Origin of the sequence: Bacteroides cutis (genome assembly GCF_900241005.1) — a bacterium.
Taxonomy (GTDB): domain Bacteria; phylum Bacteroidota; class Bacteroidia; order Bacteroidales; family Bacteroidaceae; genus Bacteroides; species Bacteroides cutis.
In genome coordinates this window covers 35,200-51,979 of the sequence record NZ_OEST01000007.1, presented here as the reverse complement: position 1 = coordinate 51,979, position 16,780 = coordinate 35,200, and the positions used below count along the sequence as shown (strand labels likewise).

Annotated in this window: 16 protein-coding genes and 1 pseudogene; 5 read left to right on the top strand and 12 right to left on the bottom strand. The window is 38.5% G+C overall.

Annotated features, from left to right (window positions below):
- Positions 1-53: 53 nt before the first annotated feature.
- The 3 genes and pseudogenes from C1A09_RS13860 to C1A09_RS13850 all read right to left on the bottom strand — a co-directional run.
- Complete coding sequence (locus C1A09_RS13860; protein WP_101545233.1) at positions 54-545, bottom strand: PaaI family thioesterase; 492 nt, start codon at positions 543-545, stop codon at positions 54-56.
- Between the two features lie 65 nt (positions 546-610).
- Positions 611-1,510, bottom strand: a complete 900-nt coding sequence (locus C1A09_RS13855) for a glycerophosphodiester phosphodiesterase family protein (protein WP_101545513.1) — start codon at positions 1,508-1,510, stop codon at positions 611-613.
- A gap of 159 nt (positions 1,511-1,669) precedes the next feature.
- Positions 1,670-1,891 (bottom strand): annotated as a pseudogene (locus C1A09_RS13850) (YecH family metal-binding protein); the annotation flags it as partial.
- A gap of 110 nt (positions 1,892-2,001) precedes the next feature.
- Here C1A09_RS13850 and C1A09_RS13845 point away from each other — a divergent pair.
- Positions 2,002-3,117 (top strand): DUF4421 domain-containing protein, encoded by a 1,116-nt coding sequence (locus C1A09_RS13845; protein ID WP_101545509.1) that lies wholly within the window; start codon positions 2,002-2,004, stop codon positions 3,115-3,117.
- Here C1A09_RS13845 and C1A09_RS13840 read toward each other — a convergent pair.
- The 4 genes from C1A09_RS13840 to C1A09_RS13825 all read right to left on the bottom strand — a co-directional run bounded on the left by C1A09_RS13840 (position 3,114) and on the right by C1A09_RS13825 (position 6,954).
- Positions 3,114-3,725, bottom strand: a complete 612-nt coding sequence (locus C1A09_RS13840) for a DUF2490 domain-containing protein (RefSeq protein ID WP_370448211.1) — start codon at positions 3,723-3,725, stop codon at positions 3,114-3,116. The genes C1A09_RS13845 and C1A09_RS13840 overlap by 4 nt on opposite strands.
- A gap of 189 nt (positions 3,726-3,914) precedes the next feature.
- Positions 3,915-4,574: a chloramphenicol acetyltransferase gene (locus C1A09_RS13835; protein WP_101545227.1), complete on the bottom strand. Its 660-nt coding sequence runs from the start codon at positions 4,572-4,574 to the stop codon at positions 3,915-3,917.
- Positions 4,571-6,625 (bottom strand): protein-disulfide reductase DsbD family protein, encoded by a 2,055-nt coding sequence (locus tag C1A09_RS13830; RefSeq protein WP_101545506.1) that lies wholly within the window; start codon positions 6,623-6,625, stop codon positions 4,571-4,573. Before C1A09_RS13830 ends, C1A09_RS13835 begins: the two co-directional genes overlap by 4 nt.
- Positions 6,626-6,654: 29 nt before the next feature.
- Positions 6,655-6,954 carry a Dabb family protein gene (locus tag C1A09_RS13825; RefSeq protein WP_101545225.1) on the bottom strand — a complete coding sequence of 100 codons (300 nt, stop codon included), beginning with the start codon at positions 6,952-6,954 and terminating at the stop codon, positions 6,655-6,657.
- Between the two features lie 103 nt (positions 6,955-7,057).
- On the opposite strand from C1A09_RS13825, the gene udk reads away from it, so the two are divergent.
- Both udk and C1A09_RS13815 read left to right on the top strand, forming a co-directional pair.
- Complete coding sequence (gene udk, locus C1A09_RS13820; RefSeq protein ID WP_101545222.1) at positions 7,058-7,666, top strand: uridine kinase; 609 nt, start codon at positions 7,058-7,060, stop codon at positions 7,664-7,666.
- 67 nt (positions 7,667-7,733) lie between these two features.
- Positions 7,734-9,089 carry an MltF family protein gene (locus C1A09_RS13815; RefSeq protein ID WP_370448212.1) on the top strand — a complete coding sequence of 452 codons (1,356 nt, stop codon included), beginning with the start codon at positions 7,734-7,736 and terminating at the stop codon, positions 9,087-9,089.
- A 259-nt stretch (positions 9,090-9,348) separates the two neighbouring features.
- On the opposite strand, the gene metH is transcribed toward C1A09_RS13815, so the two are convergent.
- The 5 genes from metH to C1A09_RS13790 all read right to left on the bottom strand — a co-directional run bounded on the left by metH (position 9,349) and on the right by C1A09_RS13790 (position 14,661).
- Positions 9,349-12,123, bottom strand: coding sequence for a methionine synthase (gene metH / locus C1A09_RS13810; RefSeq protein ID WP_101545216.1), 2,775 nt, complete (start codon positions 12,121-12,123; stop codon positions 9,349-9,351).
- Positions 12,124-12,242: 119 nt separating this feature from the next.
- Positions 12,243-12,695, bottom strand: coding sequence for an SsrA-binding protein (gene smpB / locus C1A09_RS13805; RefSeq protein ID WP_101545214.1), 453 nt, complete (start codon positions 12,693-12,695; stop codon positions 12,243-12,245).
- Between the two features lie 7 nt (positions 12,696-12,702).
- Positions 12,703-13,278, bottom strand: coding sequence for a Yip1 family protein (locus tag C1A09_RS13800; protein WP_101545212.1), 576 nt, complete (start codon positions 13,276-13,278; stop codon positions 12,703-12,705).
- A 3-nt stretch (positions 13,279-13,281) separates the two neighbouring features.
- Positions 13,282-14,076, bottom strand: coding sequence for a hypothetical protein (locus C1A09_RS13795; RefSeq protein WP_117737704.1), 795 nt, complete (start codon positions 14,074-14,076; stop codon positions 13,282-13,284).
- A gap of 84 nt (positions 14,077-14,160) precedes the next feature.
- Positions 14,161-14,661, bottom strand: coding sequence for a DMP19 family protein (locus C1A09_RS13790; protein WP_101545208.1), 501 nt, complete (start codon positions 14,659-14,661; stop codon positions 14,161-14,163).
- Between the two features lie 128 nt (positions 14,662-14,789).
- Between C1A09_RS13790 and C1A09_RS13785 the strand changes: the two genes are divergently transcribed.
- Together C1A09_RS13785 and C1A09_RS13780 are read left to right on the top strand one after the other, a co-directional pair.
- Positions 14,790-15,905, top strand: a complete 1,116-nt coding sequence (locus C1A09_RS13785; RefSeq protein WP_101545206.1) for a pectate lyase family protein — start codon at positions 14,790-14,792, stop codon at positions 15,903-15,905.
- 171 nt (positions 15,906-16,076) lie between these two features.
- On the top strand, positions 16,077-16,778 hold the full coding sequence (locus tag C1A09_RS13780; RefSeq protein WP_101545204.1) for an iron-sulfur cluster assembly scaffold protein: 702 nt from the start codon (positions 16,077-16,079) through the stop codon (positions 16,776-16,778).
- Positions 16,779-16,780: the final 2 nt, after the last annotated feature.

Genomic DNA, 16,780 nt, shown 5'->3' with positions numbered 1-16,780 from the left:
AAGTATCCCATCGTAATATCCAAGGATTTATCACAAAAAAATTGTTTTTTCTTTCAAATTAGTGGCAAAATCTCTTCTGCTTCCACATCGCAATGATGGAAATACATTTCTGTTTCCGCTTTTTCCTGTGGAAAAGTAAAATATGTACACGTAGCTTCTGTACAAAGTTCTCCCACACTGTTGTAAAGCCTCGCTTCTATAATAGCGATATTACGCTTTTGTTCCTTAAGAAAAGCGCGCAGTACTACATGTGTATCATTAGTGGATATGGATTTACGAAAACGAGTTTCCATCTTTGACGTCACTCCTCCGGTTTGCAATTTACGAAATACCACCCAACCACATATTTCATCCAACAATACCGACTGGATACCTCCATGAAGCGTATTCAACCAGCCCTGGTATTCCGGACGCGGCTTCCAAATACTCACCACCTCGTCACCATCTTCATAAAACTCCATTCTTACACCAGCTTCATTATCAGGAGAGCAACCGAAACAGTTGTAACCTTCCATATTTTTCCATGGATTGATAATCTTCTTCATACTATCTTTAATTTTATGGAGCAAAGATAACAAATCTTCAAAATAACAACCTTTATTTCCTACACTTATTCGTGCAATCCTTTTTCTTTCAAATATTGCAATAATAATACCGGACGATCTGTCTGAATTAGCTTAACACCTTGTTCTATAACCCAGCCCCAACTTTCATCAGGTTGTTGCAGTTCTACCGCACGGTCATCATCATGTCCTCCGCAAAGTTCCGGCCAAAGGGTATTAATAAAAATCTTAGCACCACTATCGTAGACTTTCTTTATTAAGCGTTGTACTTCTGGACCATCATCATTAAAAATCAATTCAAATGCTTTTGGTTTTAAATGAGTTATATAACTATCAATAACAGCTTCCGCACCTTTTCTACTTACATTGATGACAGGCATAAAAATCATTTTATCCAAAACATCTCCATTTTCCGCCTTTACCCGTTCATAAGGTAACGAGGCTTTCATAACACATTGATTTACCGTCCCGGTCTTTTTCAATATCTCGTAAGCTTCTTTAAAATAATCATATCCTTTGTCTACATTCACCATAACCTTACCTTTACATAATTCCATCACTTCCTCAAAAGTAGGTATCTGATGCCGCGTTTTACATCCCGCCCCATTCTTCAACCGCATTGTTTTCAGTTCGGCCAAAGTATAATCTTCAACCGCACCTTTCCCAGTCATCGTACGATTTATTGAGTTATCGTGCATTAAAACCAAATATCCATCTTTAGTCTTTTTTAAATCTATTTCTACCATATCTACCCCCATAGCAATACTGTTCCGGATAGCTTGCAAAGAATTTTCCGGTGCATTACGCCAGTCAGCACGATGAGAGACTACTAAAATCCGGTGAGGATTATTACCTAAAAAATCATTTTGTATCACTGTTACCCGGTCTTGTCCCCATAAGCACAAGGAACAACAAAATAAGAATAAAATTAAACGTAGTTTTTTCATATTATAACGTGTTTGAAATTGTTTGTTTTCTAAAGTAACAATCATTTGTATTTATGTTTTCGGCAACAAATATAAAAAGAACAATTGCATATTCTTTCAATAGAATAAAAAAGTTGTAATGAGAAATAAAAGCAATCTTTCATTGCAACAACCCAATGAATGATTGCACATTTTCGTTATATTAACCGCGAAGCCATCATCAGACGACATAAATTTTCCTTCTTCTTTAAGAAACCCAATAAGAGTATCAGTATCCATATCTTCTATCGAACAAATATAAAAACGCCGATGTTTACCAAACTTCTTAATAATTGCTTCTTTCAACGAAATCTCAGAATAACTATTTCCTTCCATCATGTGAAGGACTTCATGACGTACCATTACAATATCATAAACGTATGTAAAATTCGAGAAATAGAAAAGGATACTTGTCTAATAGAGTGTTTTTACCTATCTTCGTCTACAAGAAAATTTTACACTGACTGGAAATGATGCTGAAAAGATTTATTTTCTGTTTATGGATACTGTTACCGCTACCTTTATTTGCTCAGAATGAAGTTAGTGTTCTCGTTGCAAACGATAGTATCCAACCGGAAACACATCAGAAAAGGTTCAAAAAGGGTATTAAGAAATTCCTTAATTTCAGTAATTTCGATACGACCTATATCAGTCCTAACCGATATAATTATGCTCTGATGCTCGACCACTTCACAAATTATGAATATTACTCAATATCAAGCATCATTCCTGAACCTCAACGATTACGCCTCTCTCCTAAACCTCATAACAAGATCGGTGTTTATTTCGGATGGCGCTGGATATTCCTGGGATGGTCAGTAGACACAGAAGCACTTCTCGGAAAAAAAAGTGGGAAAAAGAAAGGAACAGAATTTGACCTCAGCCTTTACAGTTCAAAGTTAGGAGTAGACATTTTCTACCGTCGTACAGGTAATGATTATAAAATACATAAAGTAACCGGCTTTTCAAATATCCCTTCGGACTACTCAGAAGATTTCAGAGGATTGAAAGTAGATATGAAGGGATTAAATTTATACTATATTTTCAATAACCGACGTTTCTCTTATCCAGCAGCTTTCAGCCAATCTACCAACCAACGCAGAAATGCCGGATCATTTATCGCGGGACTATCGGTATCTACGCATAATCTGAACTTTGACTATACCTTATTACCGGAAATTATCCGAGAAACGATGAATTCGGGTATGAAAGTAAAGCACATAAAGTACACCAATCTCAGTCTCAATTTCGGTTATGCCTACAACTGGGTATTTGCACGAAATTGTCTTGCATGTCTATCAGTCAATCCTGCTGTGGCATATAAAACATCCCGGATTGAAAAAGCAGAAGGAGAAAAAAACGAATGGTACAAAAATATCAATATTGACTTCATTGTAAGAGCCGGAATAGTATATAATAATAGTAAATATTTCGTGGGTAGCTCGTTTGTAGGTAGAACATACGATTACTATCGGAAGAACTTCTCACTGAACAATGGCTTCGGTACATTACAGGTATATGCCGGCTTCAATTTCTATCTTAAAAAAGAGTATCGGAAGAAGAAATCCGAAAGACGAGACACATTCTAAAAACTATACGAACATTCTATCCCTACTATATTTTTCTGTCTGTCACGTTGCCACTGACGACAATAGAAAACCTCTGTATCCCAATTGTCTGTTACCTCAAAGCTCAATCCTGTCCGATAACGCATACGCTGTACATTAAAATGTTCTCCAAAATTTAACCCGTTATATATTTCTACCGAGACATAAGGTTCCAGCTTACATTTCGGTATATCATAAGCTAATTTGAAACGTGAACGCAGACGGAATTCATCATTTTCTCCATCAAAGGTATGCTGCAAACGTTCCCGTAATGATAACTTGAGATGCTGCAAATGCGTAGAAAGCGTTCCATCCACACGATAACGATGACGAAATTCCCATCCACTTTCACCCCGGTTACGATAATGCAGTTCATATCCGGCACCAAATTTCAAGAAAGGTAAAAAAAGATACTCTCCCCCTACTCCTATTCCCCAACGATCTGTTCTATTTAAATCATTCTTAGTACGCCACTCTAAATCAGTAGATATAACAAATGCTGGTTTCACTTTATATTCGAAACCAGCATTAAGCCAACTGGTAAAATCCTCTTCCTGTGCCTGCAAAAATTGGGACGTAACGCATAACATAACGAATACAGAAACAATTTTCCTTCGAAAATTATTTTTCTTTATTTCTACATTCTTATTAATCAAATTCATCATTGGCTATTAGTTATGACTACAAAGCTAAAGATAAATTCTGTAATAAATCTGTAATACGCTGAATTAAACGTTATTTTCTACTTTTTACAAGCGGTAAACTTGTTTCTATAGAGATTATCCACGTGAAATTTCCCTAAGATATTGTTCGATTTTTTCAAAGAATGTACTTAAATGCGAACCGTCTACAAAAGCATGATTCACATAAATAGATAAAGGAAATACCAACCTACCTTCACGAAGAACGGCCTTACCTGCTGTCATCAAAGGGTAGTTACATCCGTTTCCAACTTCGGCAAGCGTATAAGTAGTGGCAGTAAAGAACATTTTGGGAACTGCACTCAGATGCACTACATCATAGTCTCCATGTTTTATCAAAGTTTTCTCCGCCCCATAAGGATCACCGTCTTCCGGGATATTCGTTATCAGAGCATAAGCCTCTGTATAAAAGCTCTCAAAATCTTCGTGATAAGGGATACGAACCGTATAAAAAGTCTTTCCGGGAACTGCTATCGGAGAAATAATATCAACTTGATCGTGATAGATAACCCGACCTTCCTTATCTATACGATAACGGAGCTCTACTACCTCATTGGCGGCACGAAGCACAGCATATAAGTAGTAGAGAAAAAAGGAACGTCCCGCAATTTTTGCTGCGGAACGTGCTTCAGTACAATCAATTTCAGTGGTAATGGAATACCAGGAATTTACGAAACTCCGGAAAAAACCGAAATTATCCCGGCGTTCCCACGTATCGATATCTACAATATGTTTCATTCTTGATTAACTTTCTCTTTCTTATAATTTTCCAAACCTGTTTGCAAGAATTCTATATATTTGGGAATATCCTCATCATAAGAATATGACTTATTAAGTGGTCTGCCTTCATTGTCAATCAGCACATAGAACGGTTGTGCATTGGCACCGAACTTAACTCGTTGCAAATAACTCCACTTATCGCCTACTGTACGTAAAGTACGTTCTTTTCCGTTTTCCATAATCTTCACAGGAGAAGTGAGCGGAGTTTTATTATCTACATAAAGCGTGATAAGCACATAATCGTTATTGATGATATCGCTCACCTTCGGATCTGTCCATACAGCAAGTTCCATCTTTCGACAATTCACACAACCATAACCAGTGAAATCCAGCATTACGGGCTTGCCATGCAAACGAGCATACTCCATACCAAGATCATAATCATCAAACTGGGCATGTACCTCATTATTGTACAGATTGAAATCCTGTGTCTGCATAGGCGGCGCAAAAGCACTGACTGCCTTCAACGGTGCTCCCCATAAACCGGGAACCATATAAACAGCAAATGCCAAAGAAGTCAAAGCCATGAAAAAACGCGGCACACTGACCTTATTATCGTCATCATCGTGCGGAAACTTAATTTTACCCAACAAATAGAAACCGAGCAGAGCAAACAGTACAATCCATAAAGCAAGAAACGTTTCACGGTCAAGGATACGCCAGCCATAAGCCAAATCGGCAACAGAAAGGAACTTCAACGCAAATGCAAGTTCAAGGAAACCGAGTGTCACTTTAATAACATTCATCCAACCTCCTGACTTAGGCATAGACTTCAACCATGACGGGAATAATGCAAACAATGTGAACGGCAATGCCAATGCGATAGCAAAACCCAACATACCAATAGCCGGAGCTACCACACTACCAGTCGTAGAAACTTGTACCAACAAGAAACCGATAATAGGACCTGTACAAGAAAAAGATACTAATGAAAGCGTGAATGCCATCAGGAAAATACTGAGCAAGCCACTTGTTTTTTCAGCCTTGCTATCTACTGCGTTACTCCATTTGGAGGGAAGAGTTATTTCAAACGCTCCGAAAAAAGAAGCAGCAAACACTACCAACATCAAACAAAACAGGATATTGAAAACTGCATTCGTTGAAAGCGCATTCAGTGCACTAGCACCAAAGATCAACGTAATAGCTAGTCCTAAGGTAACGTATATCACTACGATGGACGCACCATATGTCCACGCATCACGAACACCTTTTTTCTTGTCTTTACTACGTTTCAAGAAGAAGCTCACCGTCATCGGTATGATAGGCCATACACAGGGAGTGAACAACGCTAACAATCCACCGAGAAAACCAGTAATGAAGATATAAATCCATGACATATTCTCCTGGGAAGTAGTTTCTCCCAACATATGTAAATCATTGATAACCGGTTTCCAAAGATCAATATCTCCATCGGAAACATTTATTCCAGTAATTCCATCCCCCCCACCGATAGCTACAACAGAAGCGGTATCCGCAACAGTTTTCGTAATAACTTGTTGTGTCACAGGCTGACTCTCTGTTTGTGGAGCGACTAAAATTTCCTTAGAAGTCTCACCTTCAGCCTTACCGGAAAAGTTGAATGGCACTTGAGTAGGTGGTAAACAATTCTCATCATTACATGCACCATATTCCAAATAACCATCTATTTCGTAAATACCCCCTGTCAATTTCAACTGCTGAACAAATTGTGCTGTATTCTCAAAATAACGCACCTTCATTTCAAACAACTTATCGAACGCGGATATTTCCTTTCCAACGGGTTTCAGCTTACCTACCAACTCAACACCAAAAAGTTTCTCAGTATTAAAAGTGGCCGAAATAGGTCCCCCATCACCCAGATCGGTAGAGTAAACATGCCAACCTTTATCAATCACACCGGTAAACACAATTTCGGCTTCACCTGCTGGTAAAGTTTTCAACTCCGATTTGAATTTAACAGGTTCGTGTATCTGCGCTTGCACCACAATAGCGAGAAGCAACAAAAAAGTAGAGAATAATATTTTCTTCATTTCTAATTTTTGGTTCATTTATTGCTAATTTAATCTTCGTAATCTACGCAAGCACGACTTTCTTTCACACCTGCAATAAGTTTACCAGCAGCCACATGTTCGGGATGTGTAGCATAGAACTTCACATCATCCAATGTGTCAAACTCACTATACAAAGCAATACTCCAAGCTTCAGCAGGATTGATATTTAATCCAACTTCAATCTTACGAATAACGGAAATTTTAGCAGGAAGCGCTTCAATAGCTTCCTTAAAATTATTCATTGCCGCTAACTTTTCCTCAGCCGAAGCCTCATCTTTCAGCTTAAATAAAACAATGTGCTTGACCATAACTTTGTTATTTAAATGATTTATATCTATATTTGTCAGCCGAAGCGGCTGTATTTAACAACTGCAAAAATACTGGTTTTGTTTCAAATATACACTTAAACGGATGTTAATAATAGGAATTGCAGGCGGAACAGGTTCGGGAAAGACCACCGTCGTACGTAAAATTATTGAAAGTCTCCCTGTAGGTGAAGTGGTATTATTGCCGCAAGATTCTTACTATAAAGACAGTAGCCACGTACCTGTGGAAGAACGGCAGAATATCAATTTCGACCATCCCGATGCATTCGAATGGAATCTTCTGTCCAAACACGTTTCCATGTTGCGCGATGGTAAAAGCATCGAACAACCCACTTATTCGTATCTGACATGTACCCGTCAGCCCGAAACCATCCATATCGAACCACGTGAAGTGATTATCATTGAAGGTATCCTTGCTTTATGCGACAAAAAACTTCGTAGCATGATGGATCTCAAGATTTTTGTAGATGCAGATCCCGATGAACGCCTTATCCGCGTTATCCAACGGGACGTGATTGAACGTGGACGTACCGCCGAGGCTGTAATGGAACGTTATACCCGTATTCTAAAACCAATGCATTTGCAATTCATTGAGCCTTGTAAGAGGTATGCTGACCTCATTGTTCCGGAAGGTGGTAACAACCAAGTGGCAATTGATATACTCACGATGTATATTAAGAAACACTTAAGATAGATATTAAGTATCAGATATTAATTGCTGTACCATGAAAAAGAGAAGCGGATTATGGACGATATTGTCAATGATGATAATATGTTGCATTTCAGGATGCCGTGGTAGTCATAATGCCGCTGTAGAAGAAAGTGGTGATGACTTGCAACAAATAAAGGATAGTGGAGAGTTGATAGTATTGACATTATACAGTTCTACTTCCTATTTTATTTACCGTGGACAAGACATGGGTTTTCAATACGAATTAAGTGAGCAATTTGCCAAAAGTCTTGGGATAAATCTAAAAATTAAGGTTGCCAAAAACGTACATGATCTCATAGAAAAACTCCTTACAGGTGAAGGTGATCTTATTGCTTATAACCTACCCATTACAAAGGAATGGAAAGACAGTCTGATTTACTGTGGTGAAGAAGTAATTACTCATCAAGTTATTGTACAACGTACCGATGGACGTACTAAACCTCTGAAAGACGTTACAGAACTTATCGGGAAAGACATATATGTAAAACCAGGTAAGTATTACGATCGTTTAGTGAACCTTGACAAAGAACTTGGAGGAGGAATAAATATTCATAAAGTAACCAACGATAGTATTACTGTGGAAGATTTGATTACTCAGGTTTCACAAGGAAAGATATCTTATACTGTAGCCGACAATGATGTAGCACAATTAAATACGACTTATTATCCCCACCTAAACATTAGCCTTTCTATAAGTTTTGATCAACGTGCTTCATGGGCTGTAAGAAGGAACTGTCCACAACTGGCAGCAGCAGCTAACAAATGGCATGAAGAAAATATGACTTCGCCTGCTTATACAGCAAGTATGAAACGTTATTTTGAAATCAGCAAAGCTATTCCTCACTCTCCTATCTTATCCTTACGAGAAGGAAAAATCTCTCATTACGATCATTTATTCAAGAAATATGCCCCTGAAATCAATTGGGATTGGCGTCTATTGGCATCGTTGGCCTATACAGAATCCAATTTCGATTCTACGGCAGTATCATGGGCAGGCGCCAAAGGACTGATGCAACTGATGCCGACTACCGCACGAGCCATGGGAGTACCGCCGGGCAAAGAACATAACCCTGAAGAAAACATCAAAGCAGCAGTAAAATATATCGCTGCCACTGCCAGAAGTTTTTCTGCAGTTCCCCCAGAGGAGAGACTGAACTTCGTATTGGCATCTTACAACTCCGGTATTGGACACGTATTGGATGCTATGGCTCTGGCTGAGAAATACGGAAAGAACAAATATGTTTGGCGCGATAATGTAGAAAATTTCATCCTGCTGAAAAGCAACGAAGAGTATTTTACTGATCCTGTCTGTAAAAATGGTTATTTCCGTGGAATAGAAACATATAATTTCGTCAGGGATATAACATTACGATTTGAACAGTATAAGAAAAAAATTAAGGAGTAAAGATAAGACAGTACATCTCAAGAAATCAGTATCTAAACACTCTAATTTCATTAAACTTATCTAAATAAATATCATTTAGAATATATGTTCATAGATTTTCTACATTTATAGAATAAGTAAACTTAAATGTAGAAAATCATATAAACTATGAACCTATCAAAAACGGAAGAGCTGTTAATGGATATTATTTGGAGAAAAAATGGACATTTAGCAAATACAACTACTAAATGCCCATTTATTTAATTCTTGCTTTCATCAATCAAAACAGGTTCAACTTATTTTTTTTAGCTTTTTCCAAAGAAACTGTATCAACCTGTCTCTCCTCGTTTTTCTCACGTAATTGTTGATATTTCATCGATAAATCTTCTACTAACTTTGCTTTCTGCTTTGGGTTCATCAAGCGTGCCGCCACAGTCGCATTCTGAGAGGCATCTTTCAGATGAATCACCGGAGCATGATAAACGGGAGCTATCTTCAGTGCAGTATGCAAAGGAGATGTAGTAGCCCCTCCTATCAATAAAGGTATATCGGCTCCGGCTTTTTCCAACTCAAAAGCCACATGTACCATTTCGTCCAATGAAGGAGTAATCAAACCACTCAATCCAATCATATCTACTTTTTCATCTATTGCACGTTGTACAATGGTTTCAGCAGGCACCATTACTCCCAAGTCGATTATCTCGTAACCATTACAAGCCATCACGACTGCAACTATATTCTTACCGATATCGTGTACATCACCTTTTACGGTTGCAAGCAAAACTTTGCCAGCAGAAGTGGCATCTTCCTGCTTTTCCGATTCAATGATCGGTTGCAAAATGGCAACCGCTTTCTTCATGATACGAGCAGTCTTCACTACTTGTGGAAGAAACATCTTACCGATACCAAATAAATCACCGACATGTTTCATACCCTCCATTAATGGTCCCTCGATAATATCCACAGCTTTAGGGTACTTATCCAAAGCCTCAGTAAGGTCTTCTTCCAAATAATCACCGATACCTTTCGTCAAAGCATATTTTAAACGTTCTTCCAATGTGGTCCCCTCACGCCAAGCAAGTTGAGAATTGAAAGTTGAATGCCGAGAGCTATCATTCGAATCTGTTTTTTTCGCAGCTTCCATCTCTATTTTCAGACGCTCAGCAACCTCAATCAATCGCTCGGCAGCATCCGGTCGGCGATTGAGAACCACATCCTCGATACGTTCTAAAATATCAGCAGAGATATCCGTATAAATCACAGAAGTCGCGGGATTTACAATACCCATATCCATCCCCTCACGGATTGCATAATAAAGGAATACGGCATGCATCGCCTCACGGATATAATTATTACCACGAAATGAGAACGAAAGGTTACTGACACCTCCACTCACATGTGCACCAAATAGATTTTTCCGTATCCAACCTGCAGCACGAATAAAGTCGACCGCATAATTATTATGTTCCTCCATACCTGTAGCTACTGCAAGCACATTCGGATCAAAAATAATATCATGAGGATTAAAACCTATCTTATCCACCAAAAGGTGATAAGCCCGTTCACAAACTTCAATCTTGCGTTCAAAAGTATCCGCCTGTCCTTTCTCATCAAATGCCATTACCACAACAGCTGCACCATATTGTTTTATGAGACGGGCATGCTCCAGAAATTTTTTTTCCCCTTCTTTCAAAGAAATAGAATTAACGATGGATTTTCCTTGCAGGCATTTCAAACCAGCAACAATCACTTCCCATTTGGAAGAGTCTATCATCACAGGAACACGCGCAATTTCCGGTTCGGAAGCAATAAGATTTAGGAAAATAGTCATTTCTTCCTTGGCATCCAGCAAACCATCATCCATATTGATATCAATGACCTGTGCACCATCTTCCACTTGCTGGCGGGCAATACTCAGAGCTTCATCGTACTTTTTCTCGTTTATCAATCGCAGAAACTTACGCGAACCGGCAACATTACAACGTTCACCTACATTTATAAAGTTGTTTTCAGGTTTCACTTCCAAAAGTTCCAAACCCGACAGCCAAAGATTATCTGTTTTTGGAACAGGTATATGTGGAGCAACATCGACAATCAGAGCCGAATATTCGGCAATATATTCGTCAGTAGTACCACAACATCCACCAATAATATTTACTAACCCTTCATGAATATACTCTCCAATTTCATTGGCCATTTCGATAGGAGTCTGATCGTATGTTCCTAAGCCATTCGGCAAGCCGGCATTGGGATAAGCACTTATATAATAAGGAGCACGTACAGCAAGCTGTTCGAGAAAAGGTTTCAACTGATGTGCACCGAAAGAACAGTTCAGACCGACAGAGAAAATATCCGCATGTTGTACAGAAGCCAGAAAAGCTTCTAAAGTTTGCCCTGAAAGAGTACGTCCTCCAGTATCGGAAACTGTAACCGATAGCATCAAAGGAACATGAATACCGGTAAAATCCATCGCCTGTTCGGCAGCATAAATAGCCGCTTTCGCATTCAACGTATCAAAAATAGTTTCTATCAACAGAGCATCTATACCTGTTTCAAGCATAATCTCCATCTGTTCACGATAGGCAGTAGCCAGTTCATCATAACTCAAAGCGCGGAATGCCGGGTTATTTACATCAGGACTCATAGAACAGGTTTTATTGGTAGGGCCGATGGAACCAGCCACAAAGCGTGGTTTATCAGGAGTAAGAGCAGTAAATTCATCGGCTACTTCACGTGCCAATTTTACGGCAGTACTATTTATTTCACGCACATATTCCTGCACATGATAATCAGCCATGCTAACACGAGTAGAACTGAAAGTATTCGTTTCAATAATATCAGCACCTGCCACTAAATATTTACGATGGATATCCTGTACTATATCGGGGCGGGTCAGACAAAGTAAATCATTATTACCCTTCAATTGCCCTGAGACATGAGCAAAATACTCACCACGGAAGTCTTCCTCCGTTAAGTTATATTGTTGTATCATGGTGCCCATCGCACCATCTAAAATCAAGATGCGCTCACGCACCAACTTTTCAATAGAAGCCACTGTTATAAGGTATAAAATATAAAGTATAAGTGTGAAGCATAAGATATAAGCAACAATATTATAAGATATAATGTGATATTATATACCTTATGCTTCACACTTATACTTCAAATTTTGTCTTACCGCTTGAACATACGTGCCATGTCACGCTTGTCATCTTTTTCTTTAAGGGATTCTCGTTTGTCATATTGCTTCTTACCTTTGGCAAGAGCTACAACAACTTTTGCCAATCCTTTTTCATTGATAAACAAACGCACAGGTACAATGGTAAAACCGGGATCTTTTGTTCCACGCATCAGCTTTCCCAATTCTTTCTTATTCAACAAAAGTTTGCGCTCCCTACGCGCATTATGATTATTGTACGAACCGTAAAAATACTCGGCAATATGCATATTCTTCACCCACAGTTCGCCATTAGCAAAATAGCAGAATGTATCTACCAAGCTCGCTTTGCCCAACCGAATAGATTTGATTTCCGTACCTGTGAGTACAATACCCGCAGTATAAGTATCTACCAGTTCATAGTCAAATGTAGCACGCTTATTTTTAATATTTACAGGAGCTTGTTTCATAAACCAATCAATTTAACATTACCGTCAGCTTATTAAAGACGAATTGTATCACTACCGGACAAGCTATTAACAAAATAGAGGAAAGAATTGTGAAACGTAAACGGTCTTTTTCCGTTACATCCATCAAAACAATACTTCCTTCCCACACCACATAGACAATGTAAAATTGAAGCAACAACGCTATAATATTAAAATCCGGTAGTACACCGATAATAATTTGGAGCAAAAAAGGCACCACCAACGCATATCCCGCAAACTGTTGCGTCAAAAGCATATCATTGTTCATCTGAAACATACGAACGCACAACCCATTGATAAGATAAGCAGCTAAAAAATATCCTCCAAATAAAGATACAGCCACCGCACAACATTGCGTCATGGCATATTGAAAACTTTCCGGACCATCCCATCCCTTCACCAACAATGAACCGATGAAAACGGACAACCCGCATAAACCAATCATAGGATAGACAAAAGCTGTAAATACTTTCCGCCTATCCTCTTGCAAACGAATTTCCTCCCAAGCACGAACCGGAGAGGAAATCAATTGAATTGCTATATGAATTAATTCTTTGTAGTTCAATTACTATTCGTCAAATTTATATTCCACTTCGTAGGGCTCAGATAACTTACCATCTTCCAAACTATTTGAACCGGACTTGGTAGATTCAAATGCATAAATCTTAATCTTAGTCGGTTTTTTATCGGTTAGACCCTCAAAATCATTCAATGCAGATGATATATCAAAAGCTTTATATATATTAGCCACATCTGATGGCTTTTCTTCTTCTGTTCTATAACGCAAATACAAAGCCATTTCTGTATCTTCCGCTTTAGCCTGAGACCTATCAAATATCAACGTAAAGTTGTATTTACTTATGTCTGTAGACTTAGCCAAGAATACAACCGGTATTACTATAATATTTTTATCAAAGAAACCGATACCATTATTATCGCTCATTCCATAATCATTAATAAAACCTATTTTAGTTATTGTTGCATTCTGATATCCGGATTCTGCACCATCATCTTCAAGAGACCAACACTCAGCACTTGTACTTAAATTTTGGATTCCTGAAACTTGTACTTTCACTTCTTTGGTAGCTTCAGTTACAGGCTGTTCTTCTGAATTATATGACCATGCTATCTGTACAATATCACCTGTACTCAACTTTAAATTTGTATTTGCCATTAATTCACTACTATTTGCAGCTACATAATTGACCTCACTATTAGTAAATCTAAACGTATAGGGATACGTACTTACCGTCTTCATAATAAAAGTTCCCCCTACAGTAGGATCGCTATCTCCCATACATGAAGTTAAAGAAATGCCCATTAATAAGGTTAAGGCCACCATCAAGAATTTCAATTGTTTCATAAACATTTATTTTTTAGAGTTTGCAAAGATATAAAATCCATTTTACATAATATAAATGCAGTAACTAAAAAAATACTGCAACACTTACTTTATTATTTTTGCAAATAAATCTAAATGTTCATCTACATAATTGGCAACCAACGTTGTATATTCTTCTTCTTTTTCCAAAAATTCATCTTCCAAATCATCAAAAACTTCGTATTGCTCGTACATCGCCATAAACTCTTCATCCGTACGTTCACACTCCAAATCTTCACGATGTCCATCATATATCTTCTTAGCTGCATATACCAATTTACTCAAATCACCAATTTTCCAAAGCCGCATTACCTTGGCAAAAGGATTAGCAAAGATATATCCGCCATAACCATTCTGGATCAACTGGCAGAAACCACCGTCCATCACTTCATCCCGAAATATCTGATAAGCCAACAACGAATGTTGTTCAGCAGTGAGTAAAGGCATTGTCACTGCGGTAAGTTCTCCGCCTATCACCTTTTTATAAGCATTGGTAAACACTTGAATAAAGATATCCATTCCCTCATTGGCAGCTTGACGTAATGCAGTATCTGTTACTTCTATCATAATTACCACGATTGATTATGCCACAAAGTTAACACTTTACACCAAAACTTCCACATAGAAAAACAGAATATCGACAAAAACCTTTCAAAAGCCCTCTATCTTTGCTTGCATAATCAAAAGATATCACTATGAATAAGATTTTTATTTTCCTGATGTTTATCTTGTTATGTAATTGCTCTTCTACCCCTATCCAAGATATCCCACCTAATACACCGGAAGATACAACCGATTCTACAACTCCGTCGGATGAAAAGCCTACCGATGATGAAAACTACGGAACTTCTATTTATGACACCAACTCCCCCGTCGGATTCGCTACTATGGCCACTCCCCCTACCGGAGGTAAAGGCGGAAACAATATTATTGTCACTACGGCAACCGAACTGGCGAATGCATTGAAAAAAACAGAGAAACTCATTATTTATATAAAAGGTACTATTACTATAGAAAAAGTCATTTCTGTCCTTGCCACTAACAAAACTCTACTCGGGCTTCCGGGGTCTATATTGATCAATCCCAACCGTACGAGAGACGGTTCAGGTATCCTTTATTTCAAAAAAGGATCCAACAATCTCATCTTACGTAATATTACATTCAAAAGTGCTGGTGCATACGACGTAGACGGATGGGATAATCTATGTATAGACGGAACCACCAATATTTGGGTAGATCATTGCGATTTTCAGGATGGTGTAGATGGTAACTTCGACTGTAAAAATGTATCCGACAATATTGCTGTAACCTGGTGTCGTTTCCGTTATCTTATTGCTCCCTTAGCAGGAGGACCGGGTGGAAATGACGCACATTGTTTCAGTAATCTTTGGGGAAACAGTGACAACCATACAGAAGATCGTGGTCATCTGAACACCACTTTCCAATTCTGTTGGTGGGATGAAGGTTGCCGCGACCGTATGCCACGCGTACGTTTTGCCCAAATACACATAGCCAACTGCCTTTACAGTAGCACTGTCAGCAGTCATTGTATCGGTGCAGGTAAGGAAGCAGATATTTATGTGGAAAAATCGGTCTTCACAGGATTTAAAAAGGACAAAATCTACAAAACTTATACCGATGATGCCAAAGTATATCTGAACCAATGTATCTCACCATTCAGCGGTAACGAAACAAACGGTACAGGAAGCAGCTTCACTCCTCCCTATACCTTAATAACCATTGATGCCTCAAAAGTAGAAGAAGTTGTAAAAGGTAATGCAGGTGCCACTCTGACAATAAAAGAACCGTAGTAACTGCAAACTCTACTTTACATTCCACAAAGTTACAACTTATTATTACTTATTTTTAATAAAAAAGTCAAACTGTACGGTTGGCAGAAACCAAGAAAAGGACTAACTTTGTGACCGATTTGAAAAAGTAGAACTACGTTTTTTTAATTATAACTTAAAAAAGAGCTAATTATGACTTATTCACACGAAGTGGAACACATGTGTGTTGTAAAGAAAGGGCCTAACCATGGACCAGCTCCTATTCCCGAAGAAGGTAAATGGGTAAAAGCTAAAGAAATTGTTGACATCTCTGGTTTGACACACGGTATTGGTTGGTGTGCTCCTCAGCAAGGTGCATGTAAATTAACCCTCAATGTAAAGGAAGGTGTTATTCAAGAAGCATTAGTTGAGACTATCGGTTGTTCTGGTATGACACATTCAGCTGCTATGGCATCTGAAATCCTCCCGGGTAAGACTATCCTCGAAGCATTGAATACTGACCTTGTCTGTGATGCTATCAATACAGCTATGCGTGAACTCTTTCTGCAAATCGTTTATGGACGTACTCAATCAGCCTTCTCAGAAGGTGGTTTGATTATTGGCGCCGGTTTGGAAGATTTGGGTAAAGGTTTGCGTAGTCAAGTAGGTACATTGTATGGTACTTTGGCTAAGGGTCCCCGTTACCTGGAAATGGCAGAAGGCTATATCAAAAATATTTTCCTGGATAAAGACGACCAAATTTGCGGATACGAATTTGTTCACCTGGGCAAGTTCATGGATGAGATCAAGAAGGGAACTGACGCAAACGAAGCTTTGAAGAAAGTTACCGGTACCTACGGACGCGTAACAGCCGAACAGGGAGCAGTTAAACACATTGACCCACGTCACGAATAATA

Bases quoted from the DNA above. Each gene is read 5' to 3' on its own strand.
- C1A09_RS13815 (WP_370448212.1), top strand. From the start codon at position 7,734: ATGATGATAATATGTTGCATTTCAGGATGCCGTGGTAGTCATAATGCC.
- C1A09_RS13785 (WP_101545206.1), top strand. From the start codon at position 14,790: ATGAATAAGATTTTTATTTTCCTGATGTTTATCTTGTTATGTAATTGC.
- C1A09_RS13855 (WP_101545513.1), bottom strand. From the start codon at position 1,510: ATGAAAAAACTACGTTTAATTTTATTCTTATTTTGTTGTTCCTTGTGC.
- C1A09_RS13825 (WP_101545225.1), bottom strand. From the start codon at position 6,954: ATGGTCAAGCACATTGTTTTATTTAAGCTGAAAGATGAGGCTTCGGCT.
- C1A09_RS13790 (WP_101545208.1), bottom strand. From the start codon at position 14,661: ATGATAGAAGTAACAGATACTGCATTACGTCAAGCTGCCAATGAGGGA.
- C1A09_RS13780 (WP_101545204.1), top strand. From the start codon at position 16,077: ATGACTTATTCACACGAAGTGGAACACATGTGTGTTGTAAAGAAAGGG.
- smpB (WP_101545214.1), bottom strand. From the start codon at position 12,695: ATGAAACAAGCTCCTGTAAATATTAAAAATAAGCGTGCTACATTTGAC.
- C1A09_RS13845 (WP_101545509.1), top strand. From the start codon at position 2,002: ATGCTGAAAAGATTTATTTTCTGTTTATGGATACTGTTACCGCTACCT.
- C1A09_RS13795 (WP_117737704.1), bottom strand. From the start codon at position 14,076: ATGAAACAATTGAAATTCTTGATGGTGGCCTTAACCTTATTAATGGGC.
- C1A09_RS13840 (WP_370448211.1), bottom strand. From the start codon at position 3,725: ATGTTATGCGTTACGTCCCAATTTTTGCAGGCACAGGAAGAGGATTTT.
- C1A09_RS13830 (WP_101545506.1), bottom strand. From the start codon at position 6,625: ATGAAGAAAATATTATTCTCTACTTTTTTGTTGCTTCTCGCTATTGTG.
- C1A09_RS13860 (WP_101545233.1), bottom strand. From the start codon at position 545: ATGAAGAAGATTATCAATCCATGGAAAAATATGGAAGGTTACAACTGT.
- udk (WP_101545222.1), top strand. From the start codon at position 7,058: ATGTTAATAATAGGAATTGCAGGCGGAACAGGTTCGGGAAAGACCACC.
- C1A09_RS13835 (WP_101545227.1), bottom strand. From the start codon at position 4,574: ATGAAACATATTGTAGATATCGATACGTGGGAACGCCGGGATAATTTC.